Genomic DNA, 17,279 nt, shown 5'->3' with positions numbered 1-17,279 from the left:
TTTTGTGAAAAGCCTTGCCAACCCGGGGCCGGACCGGTATACTGATACACCGATACGGAAAGGGGGCTATCCATGAGACCCAAAGTCATTGCGCACCGCGGCGCATCCTATCTGGCACCCGAAAACACATTGGCTGCCTTTCGTCTTGCCGCCAGCCTGGGGGCGGACGGCATCGAATTTGACACCCTGCTCACAGCGGACCGCCAGCTGGTGGTCCATCACGAATATATCACCGACCTGCACTGTTCGGCCCACAAGGTGATTCCCAACTGCACCCTGGCCGAGCTGAAGGAACTGGACTTCGGCAGCTGGAAGGGGGAACAGTGGGCCGGCGAGAAGATCCCCACCTTTGCGGAGGCCGTGGAGGCCTGCAGCTCGGTGGAGACCATCCAGGTGGAGTTCAAGTCCCCCCTGGGGGCCAACTCCACCACCGACCAGGACGCCTTTGCCGAGCTGATTCTGGAAGAAGTGGAGAGCTCCGGCCTGGCCGACAAGATTGTGGTCACGTCCTTCAACCATGGGATTCTCAGCCGGGTCAAGCGGCTGTCCCCCAACCAGCGGGTGGGCGTCCTCACTCTGAACTCGGTGGACTCCTATTTTGCGCCGCCTCCCGCCCTGCTCCAGGCCCTGGGCCTGGATTTCGGGTGGGGCCTGGGGGGCGAAAACGGCCTGCCCGACGAGGAGGAGGCCACCCGCACCCTGCTGGAGCTGTCCCAGCAGGGCCTTCTGGACGACGAAAACGTCAACCCGGCCCGCTGGACCATGGACCGCATCTGGGCCATCACCTCGGACTACCCGGGTCAGAACCTCTTTGAACTGCTCCAGAGCCTGCTGTCCCAGCACAACCTGGTCTCCTATGTATCCAGCCTGGACTTCAAGCCCGAGGTCCTCAGCTGCCAGTACAACACCTGTTTCCGGGACCGGGACCTGGTCCAGCAGATTCAGGCCATGGGGATTGAAGCCGCCCCCTGGCCGGTGGACGCCATCTACGACCTGAAAAGCATTCTGGACATGGACCCGGCCGCCATCGTCACCAACCGCCCCGAGCGGCTGCTGGAAATGCTGGATCCCTCCTACACCATCCCCCCGGAGGCCGCCGCCATGCTGGGCTGATGGGGCTGCATTTTTTATCATTCTCCGCGGATTTGTCACAATTTCGTCTTGACAAATCCGCTTTGTTTTTTCATAATGGTTTTGTATCAAATTGTTTTTACTCGGACAGTCCAAGGGCAAAACCATTTTGTCCCTGTCCGTTTTGTTCAAAGGAGAACCGGTATGTGTATGCAGCGATCCGAACTCACCATCCCCGTGGAAGAAATGTTTAAAAAAACGCCCAAAGACCTGCCCCAGGTGGTCCCGGCCCAGATCCGCCGGGTCAACAACCTGATTTCCCGCCGCGTCAACTATTACAGCCGCCTCAACGGCGTGGAGGACGTCACCGCCATGCACGGCTGGATTCTGGCCTATCTGTATGAGTCCCGGGACCGGGAGGTCTTCCAGCGGGATGTGGAGCGGGCTTTTTCCATCACCCGCTCCACCGTCACCAACATCCTCCAGCTGATGGAGAAAAAGGGGTATATCCGCCGGATGAGCGTCCCCCAGGACGCCCGGCTCAAGCGCCTGGTGCTGACCGAGGAGGGCGCCCAGGCCCATCAGCAGATCATGCTCAGCCTCCGCCAGACCGATCAGTGCATTTCCAGCCTCCTCACCGAGGAGGAAAACACCGAGCTTCTCCGCCTGCTCAACAAGCTGCGGGCCGGGCTGGAGTGAATCCCGCTCCCCTGGGTGCGCTGTTGAACAAAATGTGAACAGACTTTAAAACCTTCCATAAACCGGTTGACAACCGGTTTATGTTTGGATACAATGTTCGATGCAAAACTTTTTTGTTCGAGAACGAACATTTCAACACAACGGGCAAAACCGACCGAACCCCCTGGCATCCCGCCGCAGGCTGGGCCGGCTGGGCCCCCAGAAGCAAGGAGGAATAACCCATGATTAAAAAGTTGGCCTCCCATCTCGGCGAGTACAAGCGCGCGGCCATGGTCACGCCGCTTCTGTCCGCGCTCGAGGCCGTCATGGACGTTCTGCTCCCCCTTCTGATGTCCTACATCATCGACCAGGGCATCGAGAAAGGAGACATGAACGCCGTCCTCAAGTATGGCCTGCTCACCTTCCTGGTGGCACTGTTCGCGCTGTTCCTGGGCCTGACGGCCGGGCGCATGGCGGCCAAGGCATCGGCCGGCTACGCCGGGAATCTGCGCGACGCCATGTTTGAGCGGATTCAGCACTACTCGTTCACCAACATCGACAAGTTCTCCACCGCCGGCCTGGTCACCCGCATGACCACCGACGTCACCAATATGCAGAACGCCTTCCAGATGCTGATGCGCATGTGTGTGCGCGCCCCGGTTCACCTGATTTTCGCCCTGGTGATGTCCATCATCATCAATCCCCATCTGACCGGCATTTTCCTGGTGGCCATCCTGTTCCTGCTGGTGGTGCTGTCCTGCATCATGTTCCCCACCATCAAGATCTTCGACCGGGTGTTCAAGAACTACGACAACCTGAACGCCTCGGTTCAGGAGAACGTGGCCGCCATCCGGGTGGTCAAGAGCTTTGTCCGGGAGCAGCACGAGGACGAAAAGTACACCAAGGCCTGCCAGGATCTGTACAAACAGTTCGTCAAGGCTGAGAGCCGCCTGAGCTTCAACAACCCCTCCATGCTGCTGGCCGTCTACGGCTGCAACCTGGCCCTGTCCTGGTTCGGCGCCCACTACGTCCTGAACGGCATCATTTCCACCGGCCAGCTCAACGCCCTGTTCGGCTACGTCATGAACATCCTGATGTCCCTGATGATGCTGAGCATGGTGTTCGTCATGCTGAGCATGTCGGCAGCCTCCGCCCACCGCATCATTGAGGTGCTGGACGAAACCACCGACCTGCCCCCCGCCAAGACCCCCGTCAACGAGGTCAAGGACGGCGGCGTGGAGTTCGACCACGTCACCTTCAAGTATAAGCACGGCACCGGCAAGCCGGTCCTCAGCGACATCACCTTCCGCATCCAGCCGGGTGAGACGCTGGGCATCATCGGCGGCACCGGCAGCGCCAAGTCCTCCCTGGTCCAGCTGATCCCCCGCCTGTACGACGTGGCCGAGGGCAGCGTCAAGGTGGGCGGCGTGGATGTCCGGGACTACAACCTGGACGTCCTGCGCCACGACGTCTCGATGGTGCTTCAGAAGAACGTGCTGTTCTCGGGCACCATCCTGGATAACCTGCGCTGGGGCGACGAGAACGCCACCGAGGCCGAGTGCATCGAGGCCTGCCGTCTGGCCTGCGCCGATGAATTCATCGAGCGCTTCCCCGACAAATACAATACATGGATTGAGCAGGGCGGCTCCAACGTGTCGGGCGGCCAGAAACAGCGCCTGACCATCGCCCGCGCCCTGCTGCGCAAACCCAAGGTCCTGATTCTGGATGACTCCACCAGCGCGGTGGATACCGCCACCGATGCCAAGATCCGCCAGGCCTTCCGTGAGAAGCTGCCCGGCACCACCAAGATCATCATCGCCCAGCGCATTTCCTCGGTGCAGGATGCCGACCGCATCCTGGTGCTGGACAACGGCCAGATCGACGGCCTGGGCACCCACGAGGAACTGTTGGCCACCAACAAGATCTATCAGGAAGTCTACACCAGCCAGACTCAGGGCGGCGGCGACTTCGACAAGCAGGGAGGTGAAGAATAATGGCCGCACAGAATGTCCGTACCGTTCATAATCCCCGGGGCATGGCCGGACGCCCCCGTCCCAAGGTAGCCAATCCCGGCAAACTGCTCAAACGGATCATGGGCGAGGTGTTCAAGCACTACGCCCCCCACTGCGTCATTGTTCTGATCTGTATTTTCCTCAGCGCCTTTGCCAACGTGCAGGCCAGTCTGTTCCTGCAGACCCTGATCGACGACTATATCGCCCCCATGCTGCAGCAGCAGAACCCCGACTTCGGGCCCCTGATCGGCGCCCTGGTCAAGGTGGGCTGCATCTACCTGCTGGGCATCCTGGCCTCCTGGGCCAATGCCCGCATCATGGTCAACGTGACCCAGGGCACCATGCGGAACATCCGCATTCAGCTGTTCACCCACATGGAGAGCCTGCCCATCAGTTACTTTGACACCCATCCCCACGGCGACATCATGTCGGTGTACACCAACGACGTGGACACCCTGCGCCAGATGCTCAGCCAGAGCATTCCCCAGCTGATTTCCAGCGTCATCACCATCGCCTCGGTCTTCATCAGCATGTGCATCCTGGATATCCCCATGACCATCCTGACCATGTGCATGGTGGCCCTGATGCTGTTCTGCTCCAAGAAGATCAGCGAACAGAGCGGCAAGTACTTCATCTCCCAGCAGCGCGACCTGGGCGCCGTCAACGGCTACATCGAGGAAATGCTGGAAGGCCAGAAGGTGGTCAAGGTCTTCACCCATGAGGACAAAACCCTGGCCGGCTTCCGCGAGCTGAACGGCAAGCTGAAGGAGAGCTCCATCCGCGCCAACGGCTACGCCAACATCATGATGCCCGTCAACGCCCAGCTGGGCAACGTCAGCTATGCGCTGTGCGCCATTCTGGGCGCAGCCCTGGCGGTGGGCGGCATCGGCGGCATGACCCTGGGCACCGTCATGGCCTTCCTGGCCCTGAACAAGAGCTTCAACATGCCCATCACTCAGGTGTCCATGCAGGCCAACAGCGTTATCATGGCGCTGGCCGGCGCCGAGCGCATCTACGCCATGATGGACGCCCCCAGCGAGACCGACGACGGCTACGTCACCCTGGTCAACGCCAAGTACGACAAGGACAACAACCTGGTGGAGACCAGCGAGCGGACCGGCATCTGGGCCTGGAAGCATCCCCACCACGACGGCACCCTCACCTACACCAAGCTGGAGGGCGACATCCGGTTCAATGCGGTGGACTTCGGCTATGTGCCCGAAAAGACGGTTCTGCACGACATCGAGCTCTACGGCCTGCCGGGCCAGAAGATCGCCTTTGTGGGCTCCACCGGTGCCGGCAAGACCACCATCACCAACCTGATCAACCGGTTCTACGACATCCAGGACGGCAAAATCCGTTACGACGGCATCAACATCCGCAAGATCAAGAAGGCGGATCTGCGCCGTTCTCTGGGCATCGTGCTGCAGGACACCCACCTGTTCACCGGCACCGTCATGGACAACATCCGCTATGGCCGTCTGGATGCCACCGATGAGGAGTGCATCGTGGCCGCCAAGCTGGCCAACGCCGACGGCTTCATCCGCCGCCTGCCGGATGGCTACAACACCATGCTGACCGGCGACGGCGCCAACCTATCCCAGGGCCAGCGCCAGCTGCTGGCCATCGCCCGGGCCGCCGTGGCGGATCCCCCGGTGCTGATTCTGGATGAGGCCACCAGCTCCATCGATACCCGCACCGAGGCGCTGGTTCAGGCCGGCATGGACGGCCTGATGTACGGCCGCACCACCTTCGTCATCGCCCACCGTCTGTCCACCGTCCGCAACTCCGACTGCATCATCGTGCTGGAGCAGGGCCGGATCATCGAGCGCGGCAGCCACGACGAGCTGATCGCCAAGAAGGGCAAATATTACCAGCTCTACACCGGCAACCTGGCGGAGTAATCCAGCTTCTTCCAGTTCATGGCATTTTGCGCCAATTCAAGCGGTTTTTACCTGGCCCCGTTCCTCGGAGGAACGGGGTTTTTTAGCGTTTTTCCGGAAAAAACGATTTTCTCTCTTTAAACCTGCGCCGTTTTATTGTACAATAAAAGCTGAAACTGTTTACGAGAAGGAGAAACGCTCTTTATGGCGAAATCAGATATCCGCGTGCTGGCCCTTGACCTGGACGGCACTCTCACCAACGACGAAAAGCAAATCACACCCCGCACCCGGGCTGCCCTGGACGCCGCCCTGGCCAAAGGGGTGACGGTGGTTCTGGCCTCGGGCCGTCCCACCGCCGGCGTCACGCCGGTGGCCCAGGACCTGGCTCTGGGCCAGCCCGGCCGGGCCGGCGCCATCCTGTCCTACAACGGCGGCGCCATTGTGGACTGCGGCCCCGGCCACCGGGTCCTGTGGCATCAGGACCTGCCCGCCGCCATGGTTCCCGCCCTGTGCGACTTTGCCGCCCAGCAGAACGTGGCCATCGTGACCTACAACAGCCAGGGCATTGTCACCGAGCGCCCCGAGGACCCCTGGGCCCAGCGGGAAGGGTTCACCAACAAGCTGCCCATGATCAAAGTGGACAACCTGGCCGCCTACGTCAACTATCCGGTCAACAAAATGCTCATCACCCTGGACCCGGTCCGTCTGCCCCACGTGCTGAAGGCCGGCCTGGAGCGGTTTGCAGGCCAGATCGACCTGTATTCCTCCAGCCCCTTCTTCATTGAGGCGGTGCCTCTGGGCGTGGCCAAGGACCGCAGCCTGGCGGCCCTGCTGGACCGTATGGGCCTGACCCGGGACAACCTGATGGCCTGCGGCGACGGAATGAACGACCGCTCCATGATCCGTTACGCCGGGGTGGGCGTGGCCATGGCCAACGCCGAAGGCCCCGTCAAGGCCGAGGCCGACTACGTCACCACCGCCGACAACAACCACGACGGCGTTGCCGAAGCGGTGGAGCGATTCATACTATAAGAATGGGGAACAATAAAATCATGCCTCAGCGCAACTTGGTTATCTTTGATTTGGAATGGAACATCGGCTACCATCCCTATACCTTCAACTATCACGGGGTCGAGCAGACCCTGCGGGGGGAGATCATTGAAATCGGCGCCGTCAAGATCGACGAGAAGGGCAACGTCCTGGACACCTTTTCGATCCATCTGCGGCCCCGGATCTTCCGCAAACTGCAGCATCACATCGCCAAGGTCACCGGCCTGACCCAGGCCGACCTGGACCGGGGCGAGCCCATCCTGCAGGGCCTGCGCCGCTTTATGAAGTGGTGCGGCCCCGACGCCGAATTTGCCGAGTGGGGCCTGGACGACGTGCCGGTCCTCAAACAGAATCTTTTCCTGTGCAACCTGGACGAGAGCCATCCCACCGTCTGGTACAACCTGCAGCAGATTTTCCTCAGCCAGTACCCCCGCAAGGAGGGGGACGGCCTGACCCTGGAGAGCGTGGTCACCCGTCTGGGCCTGCCCACCGACCGGCCTTTCCATGACGCCTTGTCCGACGCCCTCTACACCGCCGACATCTGCCGCTGCATCGACCTGGCCCGGGGCCTGGCTGAGTACCCCTCCGAGGAGGAGCAGCTGCGCCAGAGCCTCTGTCCGCCTCCGGGGGATTACCGGGACTTCCGCCTGTGGGAGGGCTATGTGGAGCAGTTCGCCTGGCGCAACGACCCCAGCCTTCTCCACGCCCAGTGCCCGGTCTGCGGCGCGGCCCTGACGCCGGATGAAATCTGGCTCAAGAAGGGCAGCAACAGCTGGTACACCCTGGCCCAGTGCCCCCACTGCGCCGGCACCGAAAGCGAAGCCGGACAGGGGGTGTTCCTGCGGTATAAGCTGGCCCGCCGGGACGGCCTTCACTGGACCTATGCCCGCTGCCTGCAGATGCCCACCGAGGACCTGCTGACCAAATGGCACAAGCAGCGCCGCCAGCAGATGGACCGGCTCCACGCTGCCGAGGCCCGGGCCGCGGCCAAAGAGGAATAACCATCGTCATTTTGTCTTTTTGTGCAGGAACTTGACAATTCGTTCACTGGTTTGTCATATTCACTGGGTATACTAGAGACAGTCGGATACAATGGGAGGACAATACATGGAAGAAACGCTTCTTTATTGGAGCAATCAGATCACATCGCTGGAGTTCTGGCAGTCGCTGCTGGACAGCTTTGTGGGTTTGGGTCCCTTTGTGCCCATCCTGCTGGCGATGGTGGAATCCTTTGTTCCTCCCCTGCCCCTCATCGCCATTGTGGCCCTGAACGTGGCAGCCCACGGGCCCATCATGGGCTTTCTGTTCAGCTGGTGCGGCGTGGCCCTGGGCGGCATCCTGATGTTTGCCTTCTGGCGGCGGGTGGTCAAGCGTTTTTTCTGGCGCCACGCCAGCAAGTACGCGTGGTTCCGCAAGGCCCAGGGCTGGGTCAGCAACTGCGACACCTCCACCCTGTTTACCCTGGCCATGCTGCCCTTCACCCCCACCTCCTTCCTCCACCTGACCTTCGGCATCTCGGATTTTGACGGCCGCCGGTATATCGCCACGCTGCTGGCCGGCAAATTTGTGATGGTGGCCATGATGGCCCTGTTTGGGGAGTCCCTCAGCAACGCCCTGGAGAACCCCCTCTATCTGATTCTGGCGGTGGCCCTGTGGGTGGGCATGTACTTTGCCTCCAAGGTGTTCTGCCGCAAGCATCATCTGGACTGATCCGGACACAAAAAGCAAAAACCCGCACAGCCTCCAAAGGGAGGCCCTGTGCGGGCTTTTTTGTTGCCTGTTTGGAATTTATCCGCGGAGCGGGTTGCGCAGCTCCTCGGCGGCCAGCTCGTGGTCCAGCGCGGCTTTCCGGCTGTCCAGCAGCAGGTCCTTGTTGTAGCGGAAATAGCGGTCGCAGCCGTTCTCGGTGATGAAGGTATGGGCTGCCGGCGACACCGTCAGCTCGGTGACGAAAATCACCATCTCCTGGCTCTCGCCAAAGGCCTGTTCCATGAAGTCGAAGGCAGCCTCCAGGGCGGCGGAAGCCTCCTCCTGGATCTTTTCCCGCTCATCGGCCAGCTCCTCAAAGTAGCTGCGCAGCAGGTCCAGCGCCTCCTTGGTTCCGGCGGCGTTGGCCCGGCGCAGTTTGCCGGCCCACTCCCGCAGGGCGGCGGCCACCCCCAGACGGTGGGCCAGGGCTTCCTTGTCCAGGGCGTTGGCGGTGCGCAGGCGGGCGGTTTCCGCCTCATAGTCCGAAATCTGCTGCTGCAGCATCCGTTCCGGGTCGGAGGACTCGGCGTCGGGCAGCAGAGCCAGGTCCTGTTTGAGCTGACGCAGCAGGGCGTAGCAGTCGTCGGTCACCTGGTTGCGGCGGCAGGAGGCGGCAAAGCGGGATTTCAGCCCTGCCAGCATCAGGCTGACCAGGGACAGCCGCTCGTCAAAGGGCGCCTGCAGCAGCCGGGCAAAGGCCGTCGAACGGGGCTTGCCCGCCAGGATTTCCTCCACGCCGTAGTCGTCCCGGTACTTATAGTACAGGTCCAGGTAGGAGGCGAAGTCCTCGGCGATCTGCTTGTGCTGCAGATACTGCCGGATCACTTCCTCGTCGGCCTGGAGGTCCAGGGATTCGTAGGTGTCCAGCAGGTTGGACAGATCCTCCCAGCCGCGGGCGGTGACGAACTGGGTGCCCTCCACATCGGCGTTGATCTGGTAGAAGTTCTGGGGATGCAGTTCCAGATAGCTCAGGATGGCGCCATGGATGCCCACCGCCCGGGCGTAGTCCCGCCAGGCGGGAAGATCGGGCTCAATGTCCATCCGGCGGACGCGGTCCAGGGTGACGATGTCAAAATCCCGCACCGACTTGTTGTACTCGGGCGGGTTGCCCGCCGCCACAATCACCCAGCCCGCCGGCACCGCCTGGTTGCCGAAGGTCTTGCACTGCAGGAACTGCAGCATGGTGGGGGCCAGGGTCTCGGAGACGCAGTTGATCTCGTCGATGAACAGGATGCCCTCTTTCAGGCCGGTGGTCTCCATCTTCTCATAGATGGAGGAAATGATCTCGCTCATGGTGTACTCGGTGACCGAGACATCCCGGTCACCGTAGTGCTTCTGGCGGATGAAGGGCAGGCCCACGGCGCTCTGGCGGGTGTGGTGGGTGATGGTGTAGGCCACCAGAGCCACCCCGCACTCCCGGGCGGCCTGCTCCAAAATCTGGGTCTTGCCGATGCCCGGAGGGCCCATCAGCAGGATGGGCCGCTGACGGATGGCCGGAATGGCGTATTCCCCCAGGGCGTCCTTGGCCAGATAGGCCCGGACCGACCGCTTGATCTCATCTTTTGCACGCTTGATATTCATAGGCAGATTCCTCACGAATTGTTCAGGTCACGGTAGAGGTCCTGGTCCTCATCCAGGGCCGCAGCCAGGCTGCCGGCCGGGCTGGGAACCGAATCGGGCCGGGTGAACTCATCCTCGTCCAGCACCACCTTGATGGCCCAGGGCGGCACGTTGGCGTCGTCGAACTTATCCCCCAAAAACAGGAACGCCGTCTCGTAGGCCGGGCGGCGGGCGGGATAGGTTCCCCTGCCGTCGGTGAAATACAGCAGGCCCCGCAGGTTCTGGAACTTTTTCTCCTCGCACAGCTGAGTCACATAGGCAAAGGCGGGGCGGAAATCGGTTCCGCCGCCTCCCGCCAGCTCGAAATGATCCATCAGGTCGATGAGCTCGTCCTCGGTGGTGACCAAATGGTCCCGCTGGACTTTGTTGTCGGCCTGAATGATGTGGAGGTTCATCCGGCGGAAAAAGCTCTCCCGCTGTTTCAGCAGGGCGTAAGTCTCGGACAAGAAGCTCCGCACCAGCGCGCCCGAGGTGGAATAGCTGGTGTCGATGACCAGGGCGATCTCCTCGATCTTTTTGCTCTCCCGGGTCTCCACCGGCTCGATGAGGGGCATGTTTCCGTAGACCGACAGCCCGTAGGTGTAAAAGTTCAGATCAAAGGTGTCGGGGTCCAGATGGGGTTCCTCCCGCAGCACGCAGAACCGGCGCAGAAAATCCCGGTAACTGCTGCGGCTCCGGTTGGCGGCCTTCACCGCCTCGGCCAGATTGCCGGCGTTGGCGCCGGCTTCTTTGTCGTTCAGCTCCAGCTCGGTCTCCATCCGCCGCCCGATCTTCTGCCAGGTCTTTTGGAGCTGGGGGGACGGGGCGGGCTGGTTGGGCTGGCCGGGCTTGGGCCACAGACGGTGATCGTCGGCGTAGAATTCCCGGGCCAGCTGTTTCTGGACGCCAGGGGTCTGGGTCAGCAGCCAGCGGTAGGCCGGGGCTGCCGCCGCCACATGGCCCCCCTCGGTGAGGGCCTCATAGGCCCGGCGGCGGACGTAGGTCAGGGGCCGCAGGATGCTCTTGCGCCCCAGGCCGTCGATGACGTTTTCCACCGCCAGGTCGCAGGCCACATGCCACAGAGCCGGGTCCCGGCTGCCCTGCAGCCAGAGATGCCGGAATACGCAGTGGAATATTGTGTGAAGATATAACCGTTTGAGGTATTTTGGGTTTTCCCGGTAGAGCCGCAGCAGGGCGCTGGGCTGGTAGAACAGGCTCTGGCCATCGGTGGCCAGGACGCCGCACCGCTCGTCGGGAACGGGGGTCAGGGCCCCCAGGGCCTGATCCAGAAAGCGGAAGTCCAGGTACAGCTCGCTGCGCAGCACAGCCAGCACCTCGCCGCCCATCCGGGCCTGCCATTCCTCATGGGTTTCGGGCCGGGCCGACTGAAAGGGCGCGTTGAAATCCACCGGTGCTTTGCGGACCATACAGATCACCTCCCGGAATATTTATCTCAAAAATCATCAAATGTATAACGTCGTTTGGGCCGGGCGGGCCGGGCGCGGTACTCCGCATCGGCCAGCAGGGCGGCAGACTGGGCGTCTCCGGCCTGCTGGGCTGCCGCCGAGGCAGCTGCCAGGGCCGGACCGTCCAGGACGTTCAAGGCCAGCAATGCCCCCAGCGCCTCCCGGTCCTGGGCCCGGATGAGGGCCGCAGCCACCGCCGCCCCCTGCTGGGCCAGGAAGACCCGGTAACGCCCGGCAGCCTCCTCTCCCAGCTGCCAGGGATACCGCAGCCGATCCAGGCAGAGGAGGGCCATATAGGTGGGATCATCCCCGCCGTGGCCCTGGGCAAAGATGGCGTCGTACTCCTCGCAGCGCAGACGCCCGTCCCGGAAGCACTGGCGGTAGTGATACCCCTGGCCCGAGAAGGTGTGGAGCAGAATGTGGGCGGGGGTCTCCTCGATGTCCTCCCAGTACTCCGGGTAGCGGAACACCGCCGCGGTGTCCCCTTCGGGCCCGTCCGGCAGGAAAGCCGCCCGCAGGTTGCTGGAAATATTGTTGACGATGGCAAACAGGCCGGTAACGGCGTCGGGCTGGGCGCAGACCCGGACCTCGGTCAGGGCAAAGCAGTTGAGAAAGACATCGCTGCCCACCGCCAGAGGCCCGTCCCCCACCGTCATCCGGCGAAGGGCCCGGCAGTTGTAGAAGGCGCAGCTGCCCACCTCCCGCAGGGAGGCCGGAAGGGTGATTTCCTCCAGGAAGTTCCCCGCCACCGGGTGCAGGTCCTCCGACTCGGCGGCAGGGCCGGCGTACACCGGCCGGACTTCGCCGTCCCACCCGCAGCGGAGCAGCTGTCCCGGCATCCGGTCCCGGACGGTTCCCGCAAAGCAGTAGCCTCCCAGCCGGGCCAGGGGCAGAAGCTGCCCCTCGGGGCCGGGCAGAGCCTCGGGCAGGGTGAGGATGGGTTCCTCCCCATAGGCCCGGGCCAGGGCCGCTGTGCCGTCGGGCTGCACCGTATAATCAAAGGTATACCGCATGGATGCCTCCCTTCAAAACAAAGCGCTCCCGCGGCGTGTTGCCGCCGGGAAGCGCTTTTTTCCTGTGAATCAGCCCGCAGCCTGGGCCAGACAGTCATCCATACCGGCGAGAACCGCCTCGCTGGTGTAGGTGCTGCCGGACACCACGTCCACGTTGGCAGAGGAGCCGGCCTCGGTCAGAGCAGTGGCCAGCTGGGCAGCGGCCACGCCGCCCAGAGCGGGGGTCTCGCCCGAGGCATCCACCTGGACATCCGACACCATCCCGCTGGAGATGGTGACGGTGACGGTCACCTCACTGAGGTAGCCCTGCTGCACCGAGGTGTACACCCCATCCAGCAGCAAGACGTTGTTGGGGTTTTCGCCGCCGGGCAGCGGGTTCGTGTTGTGGATATAGAACACCAGGCTGAGCGCCATCAGAACGGTGACGACAGCCATCAGCAGAGCATTGCGCAAAAACCGTTTCGGCATTGTGGCAAGGCCCTCCTTTCCTCATGGTTTGAATTGGATCACTGGGGGCATTCCACCGGCTTGGCGGGCTTGAAGCTGTCCCGCAGGGTGACCACCCGGTTAAAGACGCCGGGGTGCTTGGAATCGGGGGTGAAGAAGCCGTTGCGGACAAACTGGAACTTGTCCCCCGGCTTGGCGTCGGCCAGAGCCATCTCCAGCTTGCAGCCGGAGCAGACGGTGACGCTGTCCTGGTTCAGGAAATCCCGGTAGCTGGTGCCCTCGGGGAGGTTGTTCATGTTCTCGCGGGTGAACAGCTTGTCGTACAGGCGGATCTCAGCCTCGATGCAGTGGGCGGTGCTGACCCAGTGGATGGTGCCCTTGACCTTGCGGCCGTCAGCGGGGTTGCCGCAGCCGGTCTCCAGGTCGGCGGTGCAGTGGATGGCGGTGACGTTGCCCTCGGCATCCTTGTCCACGCCGGTGCACCGGACGATATAGGCGCCCATCAGGCGGACTTCGCTGCCGATGGTCAGGCGCTTGAACTTGGGAGGCGGCACCTCTGCGAAGTCCTCCGACTCGATCCAGACCTCACGGCTGAAGGTCACCTCACGGGTGGAGCTGTCGTTGGCCTCCCGGTTGGGGTTGTTGGCCAGGGCAAAGGTCTCGGTCTTGTCCTCGGGGTAGTTGTCCACAATCAGCTTGACCGGGTGCAGCACCGCCACACGGCGCTGTGCGTTCAGGTCCAGCTCGCTGCGGACGCAGGCCTCCAGCTGGCGCATGTCGATCAGGTTGTCACACTTGGCGATGCCGGCCTCCCGCACAAAGGTGAAGATGGAGGAGGGGGTATAGCCGCGGCGGCGCAGGCCGCAGAGGGTGGGCATCCGGGGATCGTCCCAGCCGTCCACAATGCCCAGCTCCACCAGCTCACGCAGGTAGCGCTTGCTCATGACGGTATTGGTCATGTTCAGGCGGGCGAACTCCCGCTGTTTGGGGAACTCGGTGCCAAAGATGTTGGTGATGACCCACTCGTACAGGGGGCGGTGGTTCTCAAACTCCAGGCTGCACATGCTGTGGGTGATCCCCTCGATGGCGTCCTGAATGGGGTGGGCAAAGTCGTACATGGGGTAGATGCACCACTTGTCCCCCTGGCGGTGATGGCTCTCGTACTTGATGCGGTAGATGGCCGGGTCACGCATATTCATGTTGGGGCTGGCCAGGTCGATCTTGGCCCGCAGGGTCTTTTCGCCCTCCTTGAACTCACCGGCCCGCATCCGGCGGAACAGGTCCAGGTTCTCCTCGGAGGTGCGGTCACGCCAGGGCGAGGGACGGCTGGGCTTGCCGGCGTCGGTGCCGCGGTACTCCCGCATCTCGTCCCGGGTCAGGTCGTCCACGTAGGCCTTGCCCTCCAGGATCAGCTTCTCGGCGTAGGCGTAGCACTGCTCAAAGTAGTCGCTGCCGTAGAAGATGCCGCCGTTGGGATCGGCGCCCAGCCAGTGCAGGTCCTCCAGGATGCTGTTGACGTACTCCACGTCCTCACGGGCGGGGTTGGTGTCGTCCAGGCGCAGGTTGAATTTGCCGCCGTAGGCCTTGGCGATGGACCAGTTGATATAGATCGCCTTGGCGCTGCCGATGTGCAGGTAGCCGTTGGGCTCCGGCGGGAACCGGGTGTGGACCTCGCTGACCTTGCCTTCGGCCAGGTCGGCGTCGATGATATCGGTCAAAAAGTTTTTGTCTGCCATAATACAGTTCTCCCTCATACTGCTCGCTGCTCGGATATCGTCCCTCCGGCGCAGGCTGCGCCGCGGAACGTCTGCGGGAAAATAGGCCGGCGGGAAAAGGTTCCCCGGCTGTCTGCCGCGGGGTGCGGGCTGTTTTTCCACCCGGCCGCCGCGGCCCGTGGAATACCGGCCTTCCAGCCCAAAAAACCACAGAGAAAGCTGCCCGTGCATGCTTTTGGTGCACGCCAGGCCGCTTTCCCGCTGAGTGTGTTGCAGACACACCCTTATAATGGTATATCATACAACATTTTCAGCTTTCCTGCAAGAAGGACGGACCCAGTTTTCTCTTTTGATTCACCGCCCGGTTTTTTTCTGCCGGTAATTCGTGCAGAATGCTTGACATCCGCCATGAAGTATCGTATAGTTCTGCATGGTGTGAAATTTTCTGTGCTTTGGAAAGCACTGTGCAACGAGGAAACAAAATTATGATGGATCTAGTCAAAGACGCTTTTAAAAAGGAAAAACTGATTGCAAACTTCCGCTTTTTTGTTCTGCTGAACCTGGGCCTCATCCTGACGGCCCTGGGCATTGTCTGGTTCAAGACCCCCAACCACTTCGCCTTCGGCGGCACATCGGGCCTGTCGGTGCTGCTGTCGGCTTTGTTCCCCCAGTTCAACGTGGGCTTTTTCATGTGGGTGCTGAACCTGATCCTGGTGGTTCTGGGCTTTGTGTTCCTGGGCATCAGCTGCATGGGCTGGACGGTGTTCTCTTCCTTTGCCCTGTCCTTTTACGTTTCTTTGTGCGAGGCCATCTGGCCCATGCCCCATCCCTTCACCGACGACAAGCTGCTGGAACTGATCTTCGCCGTGCTGCTGCCCGCCATCGGCGCCGCCATTGTCTTCAACATCGGCGCCTCCACCGGCGGTACCGATATTGTTGCCCTGATCCTTACCAAGCATTCATCCCTGAACATCGGCACCGCCCTGATGGTCAGCGACGTGCTGATTATCATTGGCGCAGCCGCCATCTTCGGCGTGTCCACCGGCCTGTACTGTATCCTGGGCCTGATCGGCAAGTCCTTTGTGGTGGACGGCGTCATTGAAAACATCAACCAGCGCAAGGTGTGCACGGTGGTCACCTCCAACCCCGAGGACATCATCGACTTCATTCTGGACGACCTGCACCGCTCGGCCACCGTGGAGGACGCCCAGGGTGCCTACACCGGCAAGGACCTGACCGTCATCATCACCGTCCTGACCCGCCGCGAGGCCGCCCGCCTGCGCAACTTCCTGCGGACCAATGACAACCACGCGTTCATCACCATCGTCAACTCCAGCGAGATCATCGGCAAGGGTTTCCGCGCCCTCAACTGACCCCCCTTCGCCGACTGCCCAAAGCCAGCAAAGTCATACTTATTCGCAAAAAAAGCCGTCCAAAAGGGCGGCTTTTTTGCAGTTTTCACCAGAATTCACACCCAACCGGGCAGCAACTCCACCGTTCTGGCGGTAGTCAAACCGGGGCAGATATGATACAATAAGGCCGTAAGAAAGATCGCGGCCCCGGCGGCCGCTTGGAAGAAGAAGGAGTGTTTTTCGATGACTGAATACAAGCCTTTCAAAGAGGGCAAGGTCCGCGAGATTTACGACGTGGGCGACGCCCTGGTGATGGTTGCGACCGACCGCATTTCCGCCTTTGACGTGATCCTGAAGAACAAGATCACTAAGAAGGGCACCGTCCTGACCCAGATGAGCAAATTCTGGTTCGACTACACCAAGGACCTGCTGCCCAACCACATGATCTCGGTCAACACCGCCGATATGCCCGAGTTCTTCCGTCAGCCCCAGTTCGAGGGCAACAGCATGCTCTGCCGCAAGCTGACCATGCTGCCCATCGAGTGCATCGTCCGCGGCTACATCACCGGCAGCGGCTGGGCCAGCTACCAGAAGACCGGCAAGGTCTGCGGCATCACCCTGCCCGAGGGCCTGAAGGAGTCGGACAAGCTGCCCGAGCCCATCTACACCCCCAGCACCAAGGCCGACCTGGGCGACCACGACGAGAACATCTCCTACGAGCAGAGCATCACCGTGCTGGAGAAGCACTTCCCCGGCAAGGGCGAGGAGTACGCCGCCAAGCTGCGTGATTACACCATCGCCCTGTACAAGAAGTGCGCCGACTACGCACTGAGCCGCGGCATCATCATTGCCGACACCAAGTTTGAGTTCGGCCTGGACGAGGCCGGCAACGTGGTGCTGGGCGACGAGATGCTCACCCCCGATTCTTCCCGCTTCTGGCCCCTGGAGGGCTATGAGCCGGGCCACGGCCAGCCCTCGTTCGACAAGCAGTTTGTCCGCGACTGGCTGAAGGCCAATCCCGACAGCGACTACCTGCTGCCCCAGGACGTCATCGACAAGACCATCGACAAGTACCTGGAGGCCTACGAGCTGCTGACCGGCACCAAGCTGTAAGTCTTAAAAAATGCTCCTCCCCCGCCTGTCCGGCCCCGCGCCGCAGGCGGGTTTTTCTATGCCCGGATGCAGAGGCGCGCCCTCCATTCACAGACAACAAAAGCCCCCGGAGGGCTGGATGCCTTCCGGGG

14 protein-coding genes are annotated in these 17,279 nt (G+C 61.9%); 9 read left to right on the top strand and 5 right to left on the bottom strand.

The features are described from left to right. Positions 1–72: 72 nt before the first annotated feature. The 7 genes from B5E67_RS04585 (at position 73) to B5E67_RS04555 (ending at position 8,404) form a co-directional block, all read left to right on the top strand. Entirely contained in the window at positions 73–1,113 is a 1,041-nt protein-coding gene (locus B5E67_RS04585; RefSeq protein ID WP_087383261.1) for a glycerophosphodiester phosphodiesterase family protein, read from the top strand. 168 nt (positions 1,114–1,281) lie between these two features. Next, positions 1,282–1,770 (top strand): MarR family transcriptional regulator, encoded by a 489-nt coding sequence (locus B5E67_RS04580; RefSeq protein WP_087246507.1) that lies wholly within the window; start codon positions 1,282–1,284, stop codon positions 1,768–1,770. A 221-nt stretch (positions 1,771–1,991) separates the two neighbouring features. Then, entirely contained in the window at positions 1,992–3,743 is a 1,752-nt protein-coding gene (locus B5E67_RS04575) for an ABC transporter ATP-binding protein (protein WP_087383258.1), read from the top strand. After that, positions 3,743–5,665, top strand: a complete 1,923-nt coding sequence (locus tag B5E67_RS04570; protein ID WP_087383255.1) for an ABC transporter ATP-binding protein — start codon at positions 3,743–3,745, stop codon at positions 5,663–5,665. Before B5E67_RS04575 ends, B5E67_RS04570 begins: the two co-directional genes overlap by 1 nt. Before the next feature lie 183 nt (positions 5,666–5,848). After that, positions 5,849–6,676: a Cof-type HAD-IIB family hydrolase gene (locus B5E67_RS04565; protein ID WP_087383252.1), complete on the top strand. Its 828-nt coding sequence runs from the start codon at positions 5,849–5,851 to the stop codon at positions 6,674–6,676. Positions 6,677–6,696: 20 nt separating this feature from the next. After that, positions 6,697–7,695: a 3'-5' exonuclease gene (locus B5E67_RS04560; RefSeq protein WP_087364093.1), complete on the top strand. Its 999-nt coding sequence runs from the start codon at positions 6,697–6,699 to the stop codon at positions 7,693–7,695. A gap of 106 nt (positions 7,696–7,801) precedes the next feature. Further along, positions 7,802–8,404, top strand: a complete 603-nt coding sequence (locus B5E67_RS04555) for a VTT domain-containing protein (protein ID WP_087383248.1) — start codon at positions 7,802–7,804, stop codon at positions 8,402–8,404. 78 nt (positions 8,405–8,482) lie between these two features. On the opposite strand, the gene B5E67_RS04550 is transcribed toward B5E67_RS04555, so the two are convergent. The 5 genes from B5E67_RS04550 to B5E67_RS04530 form a co-directional block, all read right to left on the bottom strand. Continuing rightward, a complete protein-coding gene (locus B5E67_RS04550; protein WP_087383245.1) occupies positions 8,483–10,024 on the bottom strand; it encodes an ATP-binding protein in 1,542 nt (513 codons plus the stop codon). A gap of 11 nt (positions 10,025–10,035) precedes the next feature. Further along, positions 10,036–11,469 carry a VWA-like domain-containing protein gene (locus tag B5E67_RS04545; RefSeq protein WP_087383242.1) on the bottom strand — a complete coding sequence of 478 codons (1,434 nt, stop codon included), beginning with the start codon at positions 11,467–11,469 and terminating at the stop codon, positions 10,036–10,038. Between the two features lie 26 nt (positions 11,470–11,495). Continuing rightward, a complete protein-coding gene (locus B5E67_RS04540; RefSeq protein ID WP_087383239.1) occupies positions 11,496–12,521 on the bottom strand; it encodes a leucine-rich repeat protein in 1,026 nt (341 codons plus the stop codon). A gap of 69 nt (positions 12,522–12,590) precedes the next feature. Then, the gene (locus B5E67_RS04535; RefSeq protein ID WP_087383236.1) at positions 12,591–12,989 is read right to left on the bottom strand and encodes an FMN-binding protein; all 399 of its coding nucleotides are present in this window, start codon (positions 12,987–12,989) and stop codon (positions 12,591–12,593) included. Positions 12,990–13,027: 38 nt separating this feature from the next. Next, positions 13,028–14,704, bottom strand: a complete 1,677-nt coding sequence (locus B5E67_RS04530) for a glutamine--tRNA ligase/YqeY domain fusion protein (RefSeq protein WP_087383499.1) — start codon at positions 14,702–14,704, stop codon at positions 13,028–13,030. 464 nt (positions 14,705–15,168) lie between these two features. On the opposite strand from B5E67_RS04530, the gene B5E67_RS04525 reads away from it, so the two are divergent. Together B5E67_RS04525 and B5E67_RS04520 are read left to right on the top strand one after the other, a co-directional pair. Continuing rightward, entirely contained in the window at positions 15,169–16,056 is an 888-nt protein-coding gene (locus B5E67_RS04525; protein ID WP_343286513.1) for a YitT family protein, read from the top strand. Positions 16,057–16,278: 222 nt separating this feature from the next. Beyond that, on the top strand, positions 16,279–17,148 hold the full coding sequence (locus B5E67_RS04520; RefSeq protein ID WP_087364075.1) for a phosphoribosylaminoimidazolesuccinocarboxamide synthase: 870 nt from the start codon (positions 16,279–16,281) through the stop codon (positions 17,146–17,148). Positions 17,149–17,279: the final 131 nt, after the last annotated feature.

This window comes from Faecalibacterium sp. An122, assembly GCF_002160895.1.
In the GTDB taxonomy this organism is placed as follows: Bacteria; Bacillota; Clostridia; order Oscillospirales; family Ruminococcaceae; genus Faecalibacterium.
Note: the sequence above shows the minus strand (reverse complement) of the source record. Positions and strands in the feature narration are given on the sequence as shown.